Annotated in this window: 22 protein-coding genes; 10 read left to right on the top strand and 12 right to left on the bottom strand. The window is 36.4% G+C overall.

What is annotated here, in order from left to right; genetic code table 11:
• Positions 1 to 52: 52 nt before the first annotated feature.
• The 6 genes from purM to rsmE all read right to left on the bottom strand — a co-directional run bounded on the left by purM (position 53) and on the right by rsmE (position 4,471).
• Positions 53 to 1,090: a phosphoribosylformylglycinamidine cyclo-ligase gene (gene purM, locus ACKJXD_RS06335; protein ID WP_430875850.1), complete on the bottom strand. Its 1,038-nt coding sequence runs from the start codon at positions 1,088 to 1,090 to the stop codon at positions 53 to 55.
• A 98-nt stretch (positions 1,091 to 1,188) separates the two neighbouring features.
• Positions 1,189 to 1,599, bottom strand: coding sequence for a Holliday junction resolvase RuvX (gene ruvX, locus ACKJXD_RS06330; protein ID WP_430875849.1), 411 nt, complete (start codon positions 1,597 to 1,599; stop codon positions 1,189 to 1,191).
• 3 nt (positions 1,600 to 1,602) lie between these two features.
• Positions 1,603 to 2,160, bottom strand: a complete 558-nt coding sequence (locus tag ACKJXD_RS06325) for a YqgE/AlgH family protein (protein ID WP_220216955.1) — start codon at positions 2,158 to 2,160, stop codon at positions 1,603 to 1,605.
• 21 nt (positions 2,161 to 2,181) lie between these two features.
• Positions 2,182 to 2,634, bottom strand: a complete 453-nt coding sequence (locus ACKJXD_RS06320; protein ID WP_430875848.1) for a GNAT family N-acetyltransferase — start codon at positions 2,632 to 2,634, stop codon at positions 2,182 to 2,184.
• Positions 2,635 to 2,637: 3 nt separating this feature from the next.
• Positions 2,638 to 3,594 (bottom strand): glutathione synthase, encoded by a 957-nt coding sequence (gene gshB / locus ACKJXD_RS06315; RefSeq protein ID WP_220216957.1) that lies wholly within the window; start codon positions 3,592 to 3,594, stop codon positions 2,638 to 2,640.
• Between the two features lie 145 nt (positions 3,595 to 3,739).
• Positions 3,740 to 4,471 (bottom strand): 16S rRNA (uracil(1498)-N(3))-methyltransferase, encoded by a 732-nt coding sequence (gene rsmE / locus ACKJXD_RS06310; protein WP_430875886.1) that lies wholly within the window; start codon positions 4,469 to 4,471, stop codon positions 3,740 to 3,742.
• A 106-nt stretch (positions 4,472 to 4,577) separates the two neighbouring features.
• On the opposite strand from rsmE, the gene folB reads away from it, so the two are divergent.
• From folB to ACKJXD_RS06290, 4 genes are all read left to right on the top strand, one after another.
• Entirely contained in the window at positions 4,578 to 4,946 is a 369-nt protein-coding gene (gene folB, locus ACKJXD_RS06305; RefSeq protein WP_430875847.1) for a dihydroneopterin aldolase, read from the top strand.
• Positions 4,947 to 4,959: 13 nt separating this feature from the next.
• Positions 4,960 to 5,949, top strand: a complete 990-nt coding sequence (locus ACKJXD_RS06300) for an MBL fold metallo-hydrolase (RefSeq protein WP_430875846.1) — start codon at positions 4,960 to 4,962, stop codon at positions 5,947 to 5,949.
• A 66-nt stretch (positions 5,950 to 6,015) separates the two neighbouring features.
• Complete coding sequence (locus ACKJXD_RS06295; protein WP_220216961.1) at positions 6,016 to 6,222, top strand: hypothetical protein; 207 nt, start codon at positions 6,016 to 6,018, stop codon at positions 6,220 to 6,222.
• A 2-nt stretch (positions 6,223 to 6,224) separates the two neighbouring features.
• On the top strand, positions 6,225 to 6,653 hold the full coding sequence (locus ACKJXD_RS06290; RefSeq protein WP_220216962.1) for an EamA family transporter: 429 nt from the start codon (positions 6,225 to 6,227) through the stop codon (positions 6,651 to 6,653).
• Here ACKJXD_RS06290 and moeA read toward each other — a convergent pair.
• The 3 genes from moeA to rsmI all read right to left on the bottom strand — a co-directional run bounded on the left by moeA (position 6,645) and on the right by rsmI (position 10,217).
• Complete coding sequence (gene moeA, locus ACKJXD_RS06285) at positions 6,645 to 7,871, bottom strand: molybdopterin molybdotransferase MoeA (protein ID WP_430875845.1); 1,227 nt, start codon at positions 7,869 to 7,871, stop codon at positions 6,645 to 6,647. The genes ACKJXD_RS06290 and moeA overlap by 9 nt on opposite strands.
• 237 nt (positions 7,872 to 8,108) lie before the next feature.
• A complete protein-coding gene (gene ychF, locus ACKJXD_RS06280; protein WP_065559414.1) occupies positions 8,109 to 9,200 on the bottom strand; it encodes a redox-regulated ATPase YchF in 1,092 nt (363 codons plus the stop codon).
• 183 nt (positions 9,201 to 9,383) lie between these two features.
• Positions 9,384 to 10,217 (bottom strand): 16S rRNA (cytidine(1402)-2'-O)-methyltransferase, encoded by an 834-nt coding sequence (rsmI, locus tag ACKJXD_RS06275; protein ID WP_220216965.1) that lies wholly within the window; start codon positions 10,215 to 10,217, stop codon positions 9,384 to 9,386.
• 410 nt (positions 10,218 to 10,627) lie between these two features.
• On the opposite strand from rsmI, the gene nlpD reads away from it, so the two are divergent.
• The 6 genes from nlpD to ACKJXD_RS06245 all read left to right on the top strand — a co-directional run bounded on the left by nlpD (position 10,628) and on the right by ACKJXD_RS06245 (position 15,793).
• The gene (gene nlpD / locus ACKJXD_RS06270; protein ID WP_363317371.1) at positions 10,628 to 11,680 is read left to right on the top strand and encodes a murein hydrolase activator NlpD; all 1,053 of its coding nucleotides are present in this window, start codon (positions 10,628 to 10,630) and stop codon (positions 11,678 to 11,680) included.
• A gap of 114 nt (positions 11,681 to 11,794) precedes the next feature.
• Entirely contained in the window at positions 11,795 to 12,547 is a 753-nt protein-coding gene (gpmA, locus tag ACKJXD_RS06265) for a 2,3-diphosphoglycerate-dependent phosphoglycerate mutase (protein WP_065559417.1), read from the top strand.
• 105 nt (positions 12,548 to 12,652) lie between these two features.
• A complete protein-coding gene (locus ACKJXD_RS06260; RefSeq protein WP_220216967.1) occupies positions 12,653 to 13,231 on the top strand; it encodes a thymidine kinase in 579 nt (192 codons plus the stop codon).
• Between the two features lie 178 nt (positions 13,232 to 13,409).
• Positions 13,410 to 14,618, top strand: coding sequence for an aldose 1-epimerase family protein (locus ACKJXD_RS06255; RefSeq protein WP_430875844.1), 1,209 nt, complete (start codon positions 13,410 to 13,412; stop codon positions 14,616 to 14,618).
• 142 nt (positions 14,619 to 14,760) lie between these two features.
• On the top strand, positions 14,761 to 15,366 hold the full coding sequence (locus ACKJXD_RS06250; RefSeq protein WP_430875843.1) for a UbiX family flavin prenyltransferase: 606 nt from the start codon (positions 14,761 to 14,763) through the stop codon (positions 15,364 to 15,366).
• The gene (locus ACKJXD_RS06245; protein WP_430875842.1) at positions 15,353 to 15,793 is read left to right on the top strand and encodes a pyridoxamine 5'-phosphate oxidase family protein; all 441 of its coding nucleotides are present in this window, start codon (positions 15,353 to 15,355) and stop codon (positions 15,791 to 15,793) included. The genes ACKJXD_RS06250 and ACKJXD_RS06245 overlap by 14 nt, the downstream gene beginning before the upstream one ends.
• Before the next feature lie 57 nt (positions 15,794 to 15,850).
• Here the strand turns inward: ACKJXD_RS06245 and ACKJXD_RS06240 are convergent, their stop codons facing one another.
• The 3 genes from ACKJXD_RS06240 to pdxS form a co-directional block, all read right to left on the bottom strand.
• Positions 15,851 to 16,255: a GFA family protein gene (locus ACKJXD_RS06240; protein ID WP_430875841.1), complete on the bottom strand. Its 405-nt coding sequence runs from the start codon at positions 16,253 to 16,255 to the stop codon at positions 15,851 to 15,853.
• A 187-nt stretch (positions 16,256 to 16,442) separates the two neighbouring features.
• Complete coding sequence (gene pdxT, locus ACKJXD_RS06235) at positions 16,443 to 17,033, bottom strand: pyridoxal 5'-phosphate synthase glutaminase subunit PdxT (protein ID WP_430875840.1); 591 nt, start codon at positions 17,031 to 17,033, stop codon at positions 16,443 to 16,445.
• Positions 17,034 to 17,035: 2 nt separating this feature from the next.
• On the bottom strand, positions 17,036 to 17,923 hold the full coding sequence (gene pdxS, locus ACKJXD_RS06230; RefSeq protein WP_220216973.1) for a pyridoxal 5'-phosphate synthase lyase subunit PdxS: 888 nt from the start codon (positions 17,921 to 17,923) through the stop codon (positions 17,036 to 17,038).
• Between the last annotated feature and the right edge of the window lie 7 nt (positions 17,924 to 17,930).

Raw genomic sequence — 17,930 nt, 5'->3', positions numbered from 1 at the left:
TAAATCTCATTCAATTAAACAGTAAATCAAAATGTTCAACACCATAACGAATTTATACGATAAGTACTTTATCATTCGATGATGAGTGTTTTATCTCTCCTATCACCCAAGCTTTTTCTCCATGGTTTGTCAGTAAAGCTATTGCTTTATCTACACAATCTTTTGGTAAGACAACAATCAAACCAACACCACAGTTAAAAGTACGATACATTTCATGGTGACTAACTTTACCTGCTTGTTGTAGCCAATGAAATATTGGTGGCCATTGCCAACTGCTTTCGTTAATGATAGCTTGCATATTGTCGGGTAGCACTCGTGGAATGTTTTCCCAGAAGCCTCCCCCAGTGATATGTGCAATAGCATGTAAATTAACATGCTCAATCAGGTCAAGGATAGGTTTTACATAGATTTTAGTCGGCGCAAGCAAATGATCTGCAAGCGGTATCTCATCCAATTTTTCTGTTGAGGGATTGACCCCGCTGACTTCAATAATTTTTCGAATTAATGAGTAGCCATTAGAGTGAGGCCCACTGGATGCTAACGCAATGATGGCATCACCGTCTTGTACTTGACTGCCGTCGATCATTTTGGTTTTTTCAACAACACCCACACAGAAGCCTGCCAGATCGTAATCATTGCCCTGATACATGCCTGGCATTTCAGCTGTTTCGCCACCGACTAATGCACAACCAGCTTGTTTACAACCTTGCGCGATTCCTGTCACCACCGATGCTGCAATGTCAACATTGAGTTTTCCTGTTGCATAATAATCAAGAAAAAATAGAGGTTCAGCACCTTGTACAATCAGATCATTGACGCACATGGCGACTAAATCAATACCAATCGAATCGTGATGGCTTAAATCCATCGCTAGGCGCAATTTAGTTCCAACCCCATCAGTACCGGACACTAAAATGGGTTCATGATATTTTTGTGGGATTGCGCATAATGCACCAAATCCACCTAAACCGCCCATAACTTCAGGTCGTTTGGTTTCGTTGACAACTGATTTGATACGATTAACAAGTTCATTACCAGCATCGATATCGACACCAGCATCTTTGTAGCTGAGAGATGTTTTAGTTGGCACGAGAGCAGTCCTTGAATAATAAAACTGCTGATTATTTTAGCAAGTATATAAATGATTAGCGACTGATAATTTGTAAAATAAATAAAAGGTTAAAATCCTTAATGGTTTTCAAACCAACTTTCTAAAATGATAATAGCTGAAGTTGCATCTATATGACCTTTATCAAGCGCACGGTAACCACGTGAAGCAAAAATATGTGATTTCGCTTCGACCGTCGATAGTCTTTCATCTTGTAAGTGGACTTGATAGCCAAACATGCCATGTAAGCGATTAGCAAATTTGCGTGCTCTGGCGGTAAGCGGTTGTTCACTGCCATCCATATTGAGTGGTAACCCGACGACTAAATAATCGGGTTTCCACTCATTCAATACTTTTTCGATGGCTTGCCAACTAGGAATGCCATCTCGTGCTTTAAAAGAACAAAGCGGATTGGCTGTTTTGGTGATGTCTTGCCCAATTGCTGCACCAATACTCGCTGTTCCAAAATCAAATGCAATAATTGTTGCCATTAATCACGCATTTCCCATTTGATGTGAAATTCTATTTATGTTGATGCCTAATGATTCAGCCGCTTTTTGCCAACGATCCTCAATTGCAACATTAAAAATAATATTAGGATCTGCATCAGCCACTAACCAATCATTACGAGCAACCTCTGCCTCGAGTTGTAACGATCGCCAACTTGAATAACCTAAGGCAAGAAATAGATCTTTAGGTTGTTCTGGTGTACCTATTGATTTTAATGCATCTAATGATGTTGTTATCATAACATCATCCGATATTTGAATGCTCGATGAAAACCCCGGATGTGGTGTATGCAATATAAATCCTTGTTCATCGGCTAAAGGCCCACCAGAGAAAACAGGATATTCCAATTCAGCACAATTTTTCGGTGCCATAATTTCTAGTCGAGTAAGAACGGTAGCGACATTAAGTTCAGCAATAGGCTTATTGATAATAATGCCCATGGCACCATCTCGATTATGTTCACAAATATACACTACCGAACGACTGAAAATTGTTTCTGATACGGTAGGCATAGCAATAATAAAATGATTTTTTAGATTCATATGCTCACATTTTTGTAAATTTTAAAGTGCACATTTGCCAATTTTAACATTATGCTCAACTAAGCAACGCAATAACAATTCGGGTTCATTGGTTTCTTCGTTTATTGATTCCGAAACAATTTCAAAATTTTGTGAAAGATAAAAATCAATAGCTGCGCTATTTTTTTTATAGACGTGAACAAGTAATTCATTGAAACGTTGCTTCGCTTTATCGATTAATGCTTTTCCTGTGCCTTGTCGTTGAAAATCTTTGTCGACAAATAGACCTGAAATATAATTTTCGGTTAAACCAATGAATCCTTTTACACCATTGAGATCCTGTACATAGATAGTTGACATCGGGATTAACATTTTAACAAATTCATAATTTTGTTGAAAAAATTCAGGATCGATAAAATCATGTGCTTGTTGATTTCCCTCAAGCCATAGTTGCATTATTTTATCAAGATCAGGTGTTTGATATTCTCTAATCATTTTTTAACTCTTTTGATTTAATCGTTTTTCAATGGCATCCATTAACATACCTGTAATCGATAAGTCTGGATTGGCGGCTTCAATTTCTCGAACACATGTTGGACTTGTGACATTTATTTCGGTTAATTTATCACCAATGATGTCTAACCCGACAAACAATAATCCTTTTTCTTTTAAGGTTGGTGCGATGGCTTTAGCTATTTGCCAATCACTTTCACTGAGTGGTCTCACTTCACCATATCCACCCGCGGCAAGATTACCACGTGTTTCACCTTTTTGGGGGATTCTGGCAAGACAGTAGGGAACGGGTTGACCATCGACAACAAGTATTCGTTTATCACCATCTTTGATCGCAGGAATAAATTTTTGTGCCATACAATAACGGCTATTCATTTCAGTTAAGGTTTCAATAATAACCGATACATTCGGATCATCCTCTTTTATTCTAAATATTGATGAACCACCCATGCCGTCAAGCGGTTTTAAAATAATATCTTTGTGTTCTTGATGAAATGATCGTATCAATTGAGTTTGACGAGTCACCAGAGTTTCAGGCGTATATTGCGCAAACCATGCTGTAAATAGTTTTTCATTGCAATCCCGTAAGCTTTGAGGTTTATTAACCACTAATACCCCATGCGCTTCAGCTCGCTCTAAAATATACGTTGAATAGATAAATTCGGTGTCAAAAGGCGGATCTTTACGCATTAAGATGACATCGAGTTCGTTTAAAGATAAAGTTTGCTCTTCATCGAAATCAAACCAATGATTGTGATCGTTATGGACGGTTAACTTTCGAGTTGTTGCATAAGCTTGACCATTACGCAAAAACAGATCATTCATTTCCATATAAAAAAGTTGATAGCCTCGCTTCTGAGCTTCAAGCAACATGGCAAAACTAGTATCTTTTTTTAATTTGATATGACTAATTGGATCCATAACAATACCAAGCTTAATCATGGTAACTCCTTTTGTATTGTTCAATTAATATGTCATTATGACAGATAGTGTTTTAATCACTACTCAATGAGCTTTGGCAACTATCATACTCGTAACAGATTAAGATGCAATGTAAACATGATGAAATATGATTATTTGCAGTGAATTATCCCAAATCACCAAAATAAACTTGTAGTGCTGTCAAAGCTGTAAGCGCTGCTGTTTCGGTACGTAGTATTCGGGGGCCAAGTAAAATATCGGTAAACTGATATTGATGGGTCATGTTAATTTCGTCATCCGATAACCCACCTTCAGGCCCAATAAGTAAACTAATATCCGTTTGTTCGGTAGAAAGTTGTTTAACACCATGTTTTGCTCTAGGGTGTAAGTTTAATCGTAACCCGCTGCTTAAATTGGCACACCAATTTTCCAGCTTCATAACCGGATTTATTACCGGAATGACATTACGACCACATTGTTCACATGCTGAAATCACAATTTTTTGCCACTGTTGGACTTTTTTGTCTAACCGCTCAGCATCCAGTTTTACTCCACAACGTTCAGAAATAAGGGGGGTTATACTTGTTACACCTAATTCAACCGATTTTTGTATGGTGAATTCCATTTTTTCACCTCGCGATATGACTTGTCCGAGATGAATTTTTAAAGGAGATTCCCGATTTTCTAAAATTGTGGTCTTTGTTTTAACAGTAACTGATTTTTTATTGATTTCATATATTGTTGCTGGTGTGATGTGATTTGTTCCATCAAAAAGAATAATATCTTCACCTGTTTTCATTCGTAAAACCCGAATAAGGTGATTAAAGGCATTATCATCTAATGTCATTATGCTATTTTCAGGAATTGAAACAGGTTGATATATACGAGTCATAAGCACTAAGTTTAATTTCATTACATTTTTAAAATAAATTATAGCGTAATTTATTTAGATTCGGTAATCTTCTGTTTAAGTCAATAAATTTAATTAGTGTTTAGGATAAATTATGAACATAAATAGCAATGATCGCGTTTTAATTGAAGGTTTAACTGTTTTCACAACTATTGGTGTTTATGATTGGGAAAAAAATTTAAAGCAAAAGCTTATTCTTGATTTGGAGATGGCTTGGAATAATCAACCAGCAGGGAAGAGCGATGACGTATCACTTTGTTTAGATTATTTTTTAGTAAGTAAATCTATCACGTCTTTTATTGAGAATCACCAATTTGAATTAATTGAAACTGTTGCTGAACAGGTTGCTGAGCGGGTAATTAACGAATTTTCAGTTAAATGGATAAACATTAAGGTATCAAAACCCGGTGCAATTGCTAATGCAAGTAATGTCGCAGTAGTTATTCAGCGTTCTGCTAAATAAATGGATTTAATCGATGAGTGATAAACAACAAAACAGGGATGAAAAAACTTACCCTACGGGTCAAAAATTCACAAACTATGAATCTGTTAAGATCAATTTTGTTGAGGCTTGTCGTTGGTATTTAAGTCGAAAAGTCCTTCCGCCTAGTGAAGGTTACGAGATGTTCAACCAAAAATGGTGTGAACCGATAGCGGTATCTTTCACTCACGATCGCGTTTGGTGGTTAGGTCATTCAACATCGCTTATCCACCTGAATGGCAAGATGATATTAACTGATCCTGTGTTTTCGCATAGAGCTTCGCCTTTACAATTTTTAGGCCCTAAAAGGCGAACTCTGCCGGCAATGAGTATTGAACAACTCCCAAATATTGATTTTATTGTTATTTCACACAATCATTATGATCACCTTGATTATGGTAGTATTCGAAAATTGGTAATCCGTTTTCCAAATATTGTTGTCCTTGTACCCTTAGGCTTAAAAAATAAACTAATGAAATGGGGAGCTAAACACGTAATTGAGCTTGACTGGTGGGATTCGGTTGAAATCAATAAACTTACTTTTACTGCAACCCCAGCTAAACATTGGAGTAAACGGGGATTATTTGATGTCAACAAAGCATTATGGTGTGGTTGGGTCATTCAATCAAACAGGGATGATGTCAATCAATCAAAAACGGTCTATTTTATGGGAGATACCGGTTACTCAAAAATTTTAAAACAGATAGGCGAACGTTTTCCACGTATTGACATGGCACTTATACCGATAGGTGCTTATGCGCCTCGCTGGTTCATGCAATCCCAACATATCGACCCAAAACAAGCGATTCAACTTTTCGATGAGCTTAATTGTTCTAGGGCAATTGCGATACATTGGGGAACATTTGAATTAGCGGATGAACCTTTAGATGAGCCGCCAAAACTTTTATATCAATATCGTGATGAGCGTCTCTTTCATTTGTTAAAAATAGGTGGTAGTCTATATATTAAACAAGGTATCTCTTAATTAGAAAGAAATTAAATATATCAAATTTATAAAATTCATTTTTTGGTTATAGGAAAGGAGAAAACAATGAAAGTAACAGTTGTCGGATTGTCATGTTTGATGCTTAGTCTTGGACTTATAGGTTGTGGTGGTCAAAATGATCAAGGAAAACAATATCGTTGGTCAAAGGCTCATGGTGTCTTGGAAAGTTGTAATGGTGTGATGAGTAATTCACAGCAATGTCAAAAAAACTCTAATAATCAGCAATACATGATTCAAATAGATAGGAATTAAAAGTGAGTGCTTGGCTAATTTATGCCTTACTTTCTGCAATTTCTGCTGCTTTGGTTGCTATTTTAGGCAAAATCGGCTTACAGCACCTTGATGCAAATACGGCAACAGCTATACGATCTATTGTGATGGCAATATTTCTAGTTGGTGTGGTTATTTTTCAAGGAAAATTAAACTTAATCAATACGTTCTTTAATGATAAAAAAGCGCTATTGATCATCGCATTAAGTGGTATTGCCGGTGCATTATCTTGGTTATTCTATTTTATGGCGATCAAAGAAGGTAAAGTTTCACAAGTTGCCCCAATTGATAAGCTTAGTGTTGTGTTTGCGGTGGTGTTTGCTGCTGTATTATTTGGTGAAAAAATCTCGTTTCTTTCCGGCATTGGCGTAATAATGATTGCTGCCGGTGCGATATTAGTGGCACTATTTTAATAGTGCACTAAAAAGACTAACCGTGACGAATTCACCTTTAGTGACTTTGTCACGTTCTTGCTCTAATAAAATAAAACAATTAGCTTTATTAAACGTTTGCGTAATATGCGAGCCTTGTTGTCCAGTGCTCATCACTTCTAATTCACCATTAGCGTTTACTTGTAATATTCCACGTTGAAAATCCATTCTTCCAACGCTTTTTTTAAGGTCGGTTGCTGTTCTCACTTGAAAAGTTAAATCCATTGTTAAAGGTTCTAGCCCTGAAAGAATTGAAATCAGTGGTTGTACCAATTGATAAAAAGTCACCATGGTTGACACAGGATTACCCGGTAAACCACAAAATAGTGCATTGCCAATTTTCCCAAATGCAAAAGGTTTTCCTGGCTTCATGGCAATTTTCCAAAAATTGATTTTTCCTAAGGCTTCTAAAGCTGTTTTGGTATAATCAGCATCACCAACCGAAACCCCACCACTGGTAATAATTAAATCAGCTTGCTTAGAAGCTGTAATCAATGCTTGTTTAATCAAGTTTGGATTATCAGGGATAATACCTAAATCGACGATTTGACAATTGAGTTTTGTTAATAATAGTTTTAATGTAAATCCATTACTATCATAGATAGCACTGCTATTGGATAATGGTTTATCAATCGAAGTTAATTCATTACCGGTTGAAAAGATTGCAACTTTTAATTTTCGGAAAACAGAAACTTGATGGATTCCAAGCGTTGCTAACGTAGACAAAGCGGGGATTGATAAACGTTGCCCTTTGGCAACCGTGATGGCGTCTTTTTTCACATCTTCGCCAATACGGCGAATATTATCACCTGCTTTAATTTCTTTAAGAAAAGTGACGCTTTGTTCTGTCGCTTGTGTATGTTCTTGCATTACAACGGCATCGGCTCCATCAGGCACGGGAGCACCGGTCATAATTCGTAAACAACTGCCGATAGGCCAGTTGAGATTACTGATGTCATCGCCAGCAAAAACCGCATTTGAGACAGGTAAAGTTCTTGATTGTTCAATATCTGCTAATCTTACTGCATAACCATCCATTGCTGAATTATCAAATCGAGGAACATTGATTGGTGAAATAATCGGGGCAGCCGTAATTCGATCGAGTGCTTCAGTTAATGATACTGTTTCGTGTTCTGGTAATGTCGCTGTTGAGCTGGTTTGCAATATGTTTTGCTTTGCTTGTTCGAAAGTCAGTAACATATCAATTTTCCTTATGTTGATTGATCATCCATTTTATCGAGAATGACAAAGTTGTATCATCGCCGTTGATTTATGATTATATGGAAAAGCTATCCATGTTTTAAATGCTTTAAACATTTAGATAATCAATTAAAGTCGAATTCAGTTTGTTAAATTTTGAAAAAGAACATTTTTCTAAATGATTAAACTTTAACGTCGCCATTAGGCGACGTCAATTTTATAAAATAACAAGTTAAGTTAGACATTAAATAAAAAGTTCATAATGTCACCGTCTTGCACGATATAATCTTTACCTTCAGAACGCATTTTACCTGCTTCTTTTGCACCTTGCTCACCGCCATATTTGATAAAGTCATCAAATGCAATGGTTTGTGCTCGAATAAAGCCTTTTTCAAAATCTGTATGAATTTTTCCGGCCGCTTGTGGTGCGGTATCGCCAACGGATATTGTCCATGCACGTACTTCTTTCACGCCTGCGGTAAAATAGGTTTGTAAATTAAGTAATTTATAACCTGCACGGATAACACGATTTAACCCCGGTTCAGTTAATCCTAAATCTTGCATAAATTCATCTCGATCGGCATCATCAAGTTCTGAAAGTTCCGCTTCAATGGCTGCACAGACAGGAACAACAACCGCTTTTTCTGCTTCAGCAATGGCTTTAACTTTATCTAAATAAGGGTTATTTTCAAAACCGTCTTCGTTAACGTTAGCAATATACATGGTTGGTTTTAACGTTAAAAAGCTCAAATATTTTATTGCATTTAACTCTTCTTTGCTGAGATCTAATAATAATAACTTTTTACCCTGTTCTAAGTGCGGTAAACATTTTTCAAGAATCTCAAGTTCAAACTTAGCATCTTTGTCACCGCCTTTAGCACGTTTTTGTAATCGCGTCATGGCACGTTCACAAGCTTCAAGATCAGCTAATGCAAGCTCGGTGTTAATAATTTCGATATCTTCTGCTGGGTCAATTTTACCTGCTACGTGAATAATGTTTTCATTTTCAAAGCATCGTACAACATGACCAATCGCTTCTGTTTCACGGATATTTGCTAAAAACTGGTTACCTAATCCTTCACCTTTTGAAGCACCTTTAACTAGCCCTGCAATATCTACAAATTCCATTGTAGTGGGTAAAGTGCGTTGTGGTTTGACAATTTCAGCAAGCTGATCGAGACGAGGATCGGGCATTGGCACTACACCTGTGTTTGGCTCGATTGTACAAAACGGAAAGTTAGCAGCCTCAATCCCGGCTTTAGTTAGTGCGTTAAAAAGTGTTGACTTGCCAACATTTGGTAGTCCGACGATCCCACATTTGAATCCCATACTGTTTGTTACCTTTTATCGTTTAATTACTTAAAATAGTGGCTAATTATATACTAAATCGTACTATTTGTGCCAATGTTCTATCGTTGTTATGAATGTCTAAGCTCATTGAACATCATTTAGTAATACCTATCCAGCTAGTTAGTTTCTAATAGCTAAATGCTATATGGTATTAGAAGATGGTTAGTTTAATGACTCGAAACTCAATCCTATTTGATAAAGTTGATTCTTTTTAAGTCCGTATATTTCGGCGGTAATTGCTGCCGCCTTTTTTAATGGTAGCTCTTTAACTAATAATTTTAAGGTGTTAATCACGTTAGGATCGATGTCCTTATCGGATTTAGTATGACCTTCAACGATCAGAACAAATTCGCCTTTTTGACGAGTAACATCTTCATTTAGCCAGTTTATTAATTGATTGACCGGATAACTGACGATGGTTTCCCATGTTTTTGTTAGCTCTTTGGCTAATACGATTTGTTTGTCTGTCCCAAATACAGTTTGCATATCTTGCAAGGTATCTAATAAACGATGAGTTGATTCATAAAAAATCATCGTTCGTGTTTCATTAACCAGTGTCGTTAAATAGTCCTGACGAGCTTTACTTTTAGCCGGTAGAAACCCTTCATAACTGAACTTATCCGATGGAAGTCCTGCAACCGATAAGGCTGCAATCGCTGCACAAGCACCAGGAATAGGAACGACTTTAATATCATTTTCTCGGCATGCTTTGACTAAATGATAACCCGGATCGTTGATTAAAGGGGTTCCGGCATCAGATATTAAGGCTATCGAAAGTCCTGAATTCAGTTTTTCGATTAAGATCTGGGATTTTTCTTGTTCGTTATGATCATGCAAAGCAAAAAGTTTCGCTTTAATGCCCAAATGTTGCAACAGTAAACCACTGTGGCGAGTATCTTCAGCAGCAATAAGATCGACATTTTTCAAAATTTCGATTGCTCGAAGTGTAATATCATTTAAGTTTCCAATTGGAGTAGCAACTATATATAGAGTCATTATTTGAAGTCACAGTAAAATTTTTGAAGAAGATTCTATTATATTTAACGGAAGTTTATATAATTGTCTATATTTAAAAAAGCTAAAACAAATTACATAATTTTCAATTTATCGAATAAAAAGTCTAACAGAAGTTTTTTGTTATGTCATAAGCTAGTTTCATTGTCAATTTACAAATGGTATAGTGATATTAATTTTAACATTTAAATTGTAAATGCATTGCTATAAAATTTAAGCAAGTTGATAGTAATCACATGTTAGAATGTAATAAAGTAATTCATTGATTTAAATTAAAAAAATATATTTAACTCGGGATAAATTATCATTAATATCATTAAGATAATAGATTTTTACAGTAAAATCGATAAAATAGGTGACTAATAGCGATTTTTACAAAATAAGATTAACGAATGAAAGGTATCACTGTGAAAAAAATTCTCTCATTAAGTTGTTTAAGTTTGATGATTACAGCGTGTACTCAGACTAATCCAGCGACAATTGAAGATATTTCAGATTCTTCTAGTAATTCTGGTTCTACGGTGTATGCCGAACCGCCAGCTAATATCTCAACAGGAGGTCGAGATTCTACTACGATAATTGATGCTAACCCATCAAGTAGTTCTGCGCCTGTTCCGGTAAGTTCGAGTAATAATAGTTCTGTCACGACGACAAATGAACGTATAGTATATAATCGTAATTATGATGATATCCCGAAAGGTGGCTATAAAGGGGATACTTATACGGTTAAACGTGGCGATACCTTATTTTATATAGCTTACATAACAGGTAATGATTATCGTTCATTAGCTGCAAAAAATAATATCAAAGAGCCTTATGCCGTAAATCCGGGTCAAGTCTTAGATGTGGGTGGCGGTACAACGGTTGTTGTGACCAAAAAAACCACTACCAAAAATAGTGACTATGGTTCCACGTCTCAAAGCTCGGCAGGTCAAAACAAAAATACATCACTTTCGACCACAACCACGATAACGACGACAACAACATCTGGTCATTCAACATTACCTAAGACAACACAAAGTACCCAAACGGTAAGTGTATCAGATACAAATCAAATTAAGTCGGGAAATTCAGCAACCGTTGCTAATATTTCATGGCAATGGCCAGCAAAAGGAAAAATTATCGAGAAGTTTTCTCAAGCGAGTAAAGGCATTGATATCTCCGGTTCATTAGGTGAAAAAGTTGTTGCCGCAGCTGATGGTCGAGTGGTTTATTCTGGTAATGCATTACCGGGTTATGGTAACTTGATTATTGTCAAACATAATGATGATTACTTAACTGCTTATGCTCATAATCAATCTATTTTAGTTAAAGAGCAACAAACTGTACGAGCAGGTGAACAAATTGCTACTATGGGGGCAACTGGCACCTCATCGGTTAGATTACATTTTGAAATTCGCTATAAAGCGCAGTCAGTTGATCCTATAAAGTACTTACCAAATTAATATATATTGAGTTTAATCATTCAGTGACACTCAATAGGAATGCACAAAAAATTGTGCATTCCTTATTAAAAAGATACACCAAAAATTATTCTACGTAACAAAGGAGTTATATTCATGGCAGTAAAAAAATTAGTTCTTATTCGACATGGAGAAAGTGTTTGGAATCAAGAAAACCGTTTTTGTGGTTGGACTGATGTTGATTTATCTGACAAAGGTAATAAAGAGGCAGCAGAAGCAGGTCAATTACTTAAAAAAGAAGGTTTTGAATTTGATTATGCCTATACCTCAGTGTTAAAACGTGCTATTCACACATTGTGGCATGTATTAGATGAAGTCGATCAAGCATGGTTACCTGTTGAAAAAAGTTGGAAATTAAATGAACGTCACTACGGTGCGTTACAAGGCTTAAATAAAGCAGAAACTGCCGCAAAATATGGCGATGAGCAAGTTAAATTATGGCGCCGTGGTTTTGCTATTACTCCTCCTGCACTCGAAAAATCTGATGAGCGTTTTCCTGGACATGATTCACGTTACAGTAAATTACCTGAATCAGAATTACCATTAACTGAAAGCTTAGCATTAACGATTAAACGCGTACTTCCTTACTGGGAATCAACTATTGCACCACGTGTAGCAAGAGGTGAACGTGTTATCATTGCAGCTCATGGTAACTCTTTACGTGCTTTAGTTAAACATCTAGATAATATTAGTGATGATGATATTATCGATCTTAACATCCCAACGGGTGTGCCTTTAGTTTATGAGTTTGATGACAATATGAAAGTGATCAAACATTACTATTTAGGTAATGCTGATGAAATTGCAGCTAAACAAGCAGCAGTTGCAAATCAAGGTAAAGCAAAATAGTTTTTTTATTTAATGCTAATAAGAAAAGGTAGGTTAAATAACTTACCTTTTTTCTTTTCAAATTATTCCGTGTGTTATTCATTTATTTTATTTTGAGGCCATATTTTGTCAAAAATTTATTATATTTACGCCGTAATGAACGCTGGTAAATCGACTGAGTTATTACAAATCGACCATAATTATTTAAGTAACAATATGAAAACTTTACTGCTTAAATCATCTGTCGATACTCGTGATTCTGCTGTTGAAATAGTATCACGCTTAGGATTACGTAAAAAAGCATTACAGCTAGATGATAATAGTGTTGATGAGATAATTGAATTAATCAAACAAAATGATTATGCCTGTATACTGATCGACGAAAGTCAGTTTTTATCTCGAAATACCATTTGGAAATTATCCGACGTTTGTGATGAATATGGCGTGCCGATGATGTTTTTTGGACTAAAAACAGATTATATGGGACATCTTTTTGAAGGTTCGAAAACGTTACTTGAAATAGCGGATAATTTTAGAGAGCTCAAAACCGTATGTTGGTGCGGTAAAAAAGCCACAATGAATCTATTGGAAGGCAAAGATGGCAAGATTGTTAAGTTTGGTAATTCGATTCATTTAGGTGATAGCGAGTTTCATTCTGTGTGCCGCAAACATTGGAAAGCAGGACAAGTTAGACCCAATCGTTAATTGTTGTTAAATAAAATCATTTCATTAAAAGTATTAAGATTATTGATATTTTTTCTTTGTAAAAAATGTGAATAATCTCTCATTTTTAATATTTTCTTTTTGTTGATTTATCTCATTGTATGCCATATTGACTGAAGCGATTCAGTTTAGTTGTTTCAATAAATTATGAGGAATTAACATGAAAGTTAAAATCATTTCACTAGCAGTTTTAGCGTGCTTTACAACCATGACAGCTAATGCTAAAGAGTTTGTGCTAATTGATACCGAAAAAGATGTAGCAAAAGGAAATTGGTCAATCTCAAACAAAGATTTAGGTATTAGCGCCGAAAAATTTTCTGTTACAAATACAGTATTAAAAGGTGGCAAACAAGAAGGTAGTGAACTATTAACAATCACCAGTAATGATTTTACCATAAAGTTGAGTCCAACGCGTGGATTAGGAATAATTTCAGTTGTTGGTGATGGTATTCGTATGGGTTGGGATTCACCTGTTGATGAAATTGTTAACCCTAAATTTATCAATCTTGAAAGCCGTGCCGGTCTTGGTTGGTTAGATGGTTTTAACGAAATGATGGTTCGTTGTGGATTTGAATGGACAGGGCATGCAGTGCAAGCCGATGGAATGATGTATACATTGCATGGACGAGCTCAAAATACACCTGTATCAAAATTAGTCGTTGAAGTGTCAGACAAAGCGCCATACACCATTACAGTTAAAGGCTTGATTAAAGAAAACACATTCAAAAAGAGCAATCTTGAAACATGGGCATCAATAAGTTATGTGCCAGGAAGTAAAGAGTTTACGGTACATGATGTTGTGACCAATAAAGGTGATTACACAAAAGATTATCAAATCATTTATCATAGCAATTACGGTACGCCAATTTTGGAAGAAGGCGCCAAATTTGTTGCCCCAGTCCGAGAAATCTCGCCATTTAATGACTATGCAAAAGATGGATTAAAAACATGGCAAACTTATCTAGGGCCAACCAAAGGTTTTGACGAAATGGTATTTAACGTTTATCCGTATGCTGATGCGAATGGTAAAACGCAAGTTATGTTAACGAATAAAGCAGGGGATAAAGGCACGGGTATTGCTTTTAATACCAAAGAGCTTCCTGTTCTTTCTTTGTGGAAAAATACCGATACACTTAAACAAGGTTATGTTACGGGGCTAGAACCCGGAACCAGTTTTGCCTATCCTGTTACTATTGAACGTGAACAAAAACGGGTAAGTCAGTTACAACCTGGTCAAAGTACTGAATTTACGTTAACTTATAGTCTATTATCCGGTAAAGATGCTGTCGCCAACTATGCTCAGCAAATTCAAGCAATTCAAGGTAATCAAGAAACGAAGGTAGTTGAACAGCCCATGGCTAAGGAATAAGTTATAGCAAATCGCACCGCTAACAAAAAGTTGGCGGTGACTTTCACTCCACCACTAAATAAATTCCCATATATTGTTACCTTATCGCATTAATCTAAGCTAAAATAAACTTAGAAAATTCGATGTAACTGTAGGAATCAATATGAAAAGAATGATAGTTGGTATAAGTGGTGCAACAGGCTTTGCTTATGGTATCAAAGCTTTAGAACTCCTGAAACCAATGGACATTCAAACCCATCTTGTCATATCAAAAGCGGCAAAAATAACGGGAAATTACGAACATTCTAAATCCCAGTTAGCACAATTAGAATCTTTAGCCGATATTGTCTATTCTGTTGATAATATTGGTGCTGCAATTGCGAGTGGGTCATATAAAACAATAGGAATGCTGGTCGCACCTTGTTCGATGCGAACACTGGCAGCAATAGCTCATGGTCTATCTGATAATTTATTAACACGTGCTGCTGATGTCGTTTTAAAAGAGCGCCGTCGATTAGTTTTAATGACACGAGAAGCCCCATTACATTTAGGGCATATTAAAAATATGGAAGCGGTAACATTAATGGGTGGAATTATTTTCCCGCCTGTACCTGCGTTATATCAACATATTGAAAGTGTCGATGATATTATTACCCATAGTGTTGCCAGAGCGCTTGATTTGTTTGATATAAACGTACCTAGTTTAGCACGCTGGGGTGAGGATATGAGTCTTAATCAAAAACCTGAAGAAAATAATGAAGACATCTGACCATAAAATCGTAAAATTTATTAAACAGCAACATGTTCTAAGTTTAAGCGTAATATTAACGGACAACCAACCATGGGCATGCAATGCATTTTATGTATTTGATGATGTCAATTTTTGCTTATATTTCTTATCTGAAATGAAAAGCAAACATGCACAAGCTATGCTAAAAAATCCTAATGTTGCTGGTACGATTAGCATTAGTCCAAAATCGATCGCCAAAATTCAAGGGATACAATTTACGGGCAAAGCTGACTTGCTTGCTGAAACTCAAGCAAGTCATGCATATAAGCTTTATTACCATGCCTTTCCTTTTGCCAGAGTGATGAAAGCACCGATTTGGTCTATTAAATTACAACAAATCAAGATGACGAATAATCTCATGGGCTTTGCACATAAAACCCATTGGCAGCGTAATGAAGATCTTTAAAAAGTTTTAAGCATAATCTTCAACTAGCGAATAACGACTGATATAAACATCGAATTATTATGATTTTGGTGGGATTCCTTCTTCAAATTCAGGATAACCATCGCAAATAGTATCCCAATTCGCTTTTGAGCCGGTGAAGATATGAATACGTTTTTCGGCATTAATCGGTTCATTAATCAGACCGATGCGTAATCGATAAGTTTCGTTATCATTATCACGACTAGAAAAAAGGTGCGAACCACATTTAGCACAAAAATGGCGATTGACCCCTGAGCTCGAAAAAATTGTTATATTTTCTTCGCCTTTAATAATAGTTAAATCGTCTTTATTAACCGCTGTTGCTGCATTAAAAGCCGAACTTGTTTGTTTGCGACAACGCGAGCAATGACAAAAAACAATCGTTTTGATATCACTATTTAATCGATAGACAATTTCACCACATAAACAACTACCTGTCATCATAATCAATTTCCCTTTTTTATTTATTCGATTTCTTACTTTCTAACTCATTGTAATATAATAAATACATAAGTACATAAATAAAAACTGAAGTACATGCTTTTTGAGAATGAAAAAAGCATCATTAATGAGTGGCAATAGTCGAATCAACTTACAGTTTCCCATATTTTACTTATGAGAAACTGTTTAATTAGCATTTTTCAATAAAATAACGCATTATGCGGTTGTCGGTCGTGAGTTCGGGATGGAATGCGCAGACTAAAATATTATTTTGTTCAGCCATTACACAGTGATCATCAATAAATGCAAGTTGATTTACTTGTTTACCAGCGTGGATGATATAAGGAGCACGAATAAAAATAGCTGGAATGTGTTCGCCAATTGACGCTATATCTAAAAAAGCTTCAAAACTTGCAACTTGTCGACCAAATCCATTGCGTTCAACGGTAATATCCATTAATTCAAGCAGTTCAACTTCATGATGAGTCGTTGTCATACCACAAAGAACTAAGCCGGCACAGGTGCCTAAAATACCTTTACCTTGACGGGCAAATTCTTTAATGGGGTCAAATAACCCATTTTGTTTAATTAGTCGGCTAATTGTAGTAGATTCACCGCCTGGAATAATTAGACCATCTAATCCCGCTAAATGTTCTGGTTTTTTTACTGTTACCGCAATCACATTTTCGATACTCAGCAGCATGGTTACATGTTCACTAACCGCACCTTGTAAGTTAAGTACGCCAATTTTTTTTAACCGTAAGGGTTTGAGTGATTGCATCGTTACCAACCTCGTTCTTGCATTCTTTCGAATTCAGACAATTTACTGATCTCAATGCCTTTCATTGCCTCACCTAATCCTTTAGATAGTTCTGCTAAGCGTGGATAATCGTCATAGTATGTCGTTGCCTGCACAATCGCTTTGGCAAATTTTTCAGGATGTTGTGATTTAAAAATACCCGAGCCAACAAAAACGCCGTCTGCGCCAAGTTGCATCATCAAAGCTGCATCGGCTGGGGTTGCAATGCCTCCAGCAGCAAAGTTAACAACAGGTAATTTACCCAACTGTTTGATTTGTATGACGAGTTCATAAGGTGCACCGATCTCTTTTGCCAATGTCATTAGTTCATCTTTAGATTTACTGTTTACTAATCGAATTTGTTCGTTAACTCTGCGCATATGGCGTACCGCTTCAACAATATTACCTGTACCCGGTTCCCCTTTTGTGCGTAACATCGATGCCCCTTCACCTATTCGACGCAGTGCCTCGCCTAAATCTCGACACCCGCAAACAAAAGGTACGGTGAATTCATCTTTGAGTAAATGGTACTGTTCATCAGCAGGCGTTAATACTTCGCTTTCATCGATATAATCAACGCCCATTGATTCTAAAATACGGGCTTCGACAATATGACCAATACGCGCCTTTGCCATAACAGGGATTGTAACCGCTTTCATCACGGCTTCTACGATAGTTGGATCTGCCATTCGGGCAACACCACCGGCAGCACGAATATCTGAAGGAACCCGTTCCAGTGCCATAACGGCGACAGCGCCAGCTTGTTCAGCAATTTTGGCTTGTTCTGCATTCACCACATCCATAATCACGCCACCTTTTTGCATTTGTGCCATACCCCGTTTTACGGTCTGTGTTCCGGTAATTTTATTCATCACATCT

The organism is Gilliamella sp. G0441 (assembly GCF_050589305.1).
GTDB lineage: Bacteria > Pseudomonadota > Gammaproteobacteria > Enterobacterales > Orbaceae > Gilliamella.
Note: the sequence above shows the minus strand (reverse complement) of the source record. Positions and strands in the feature narration are given on the sequence as shown.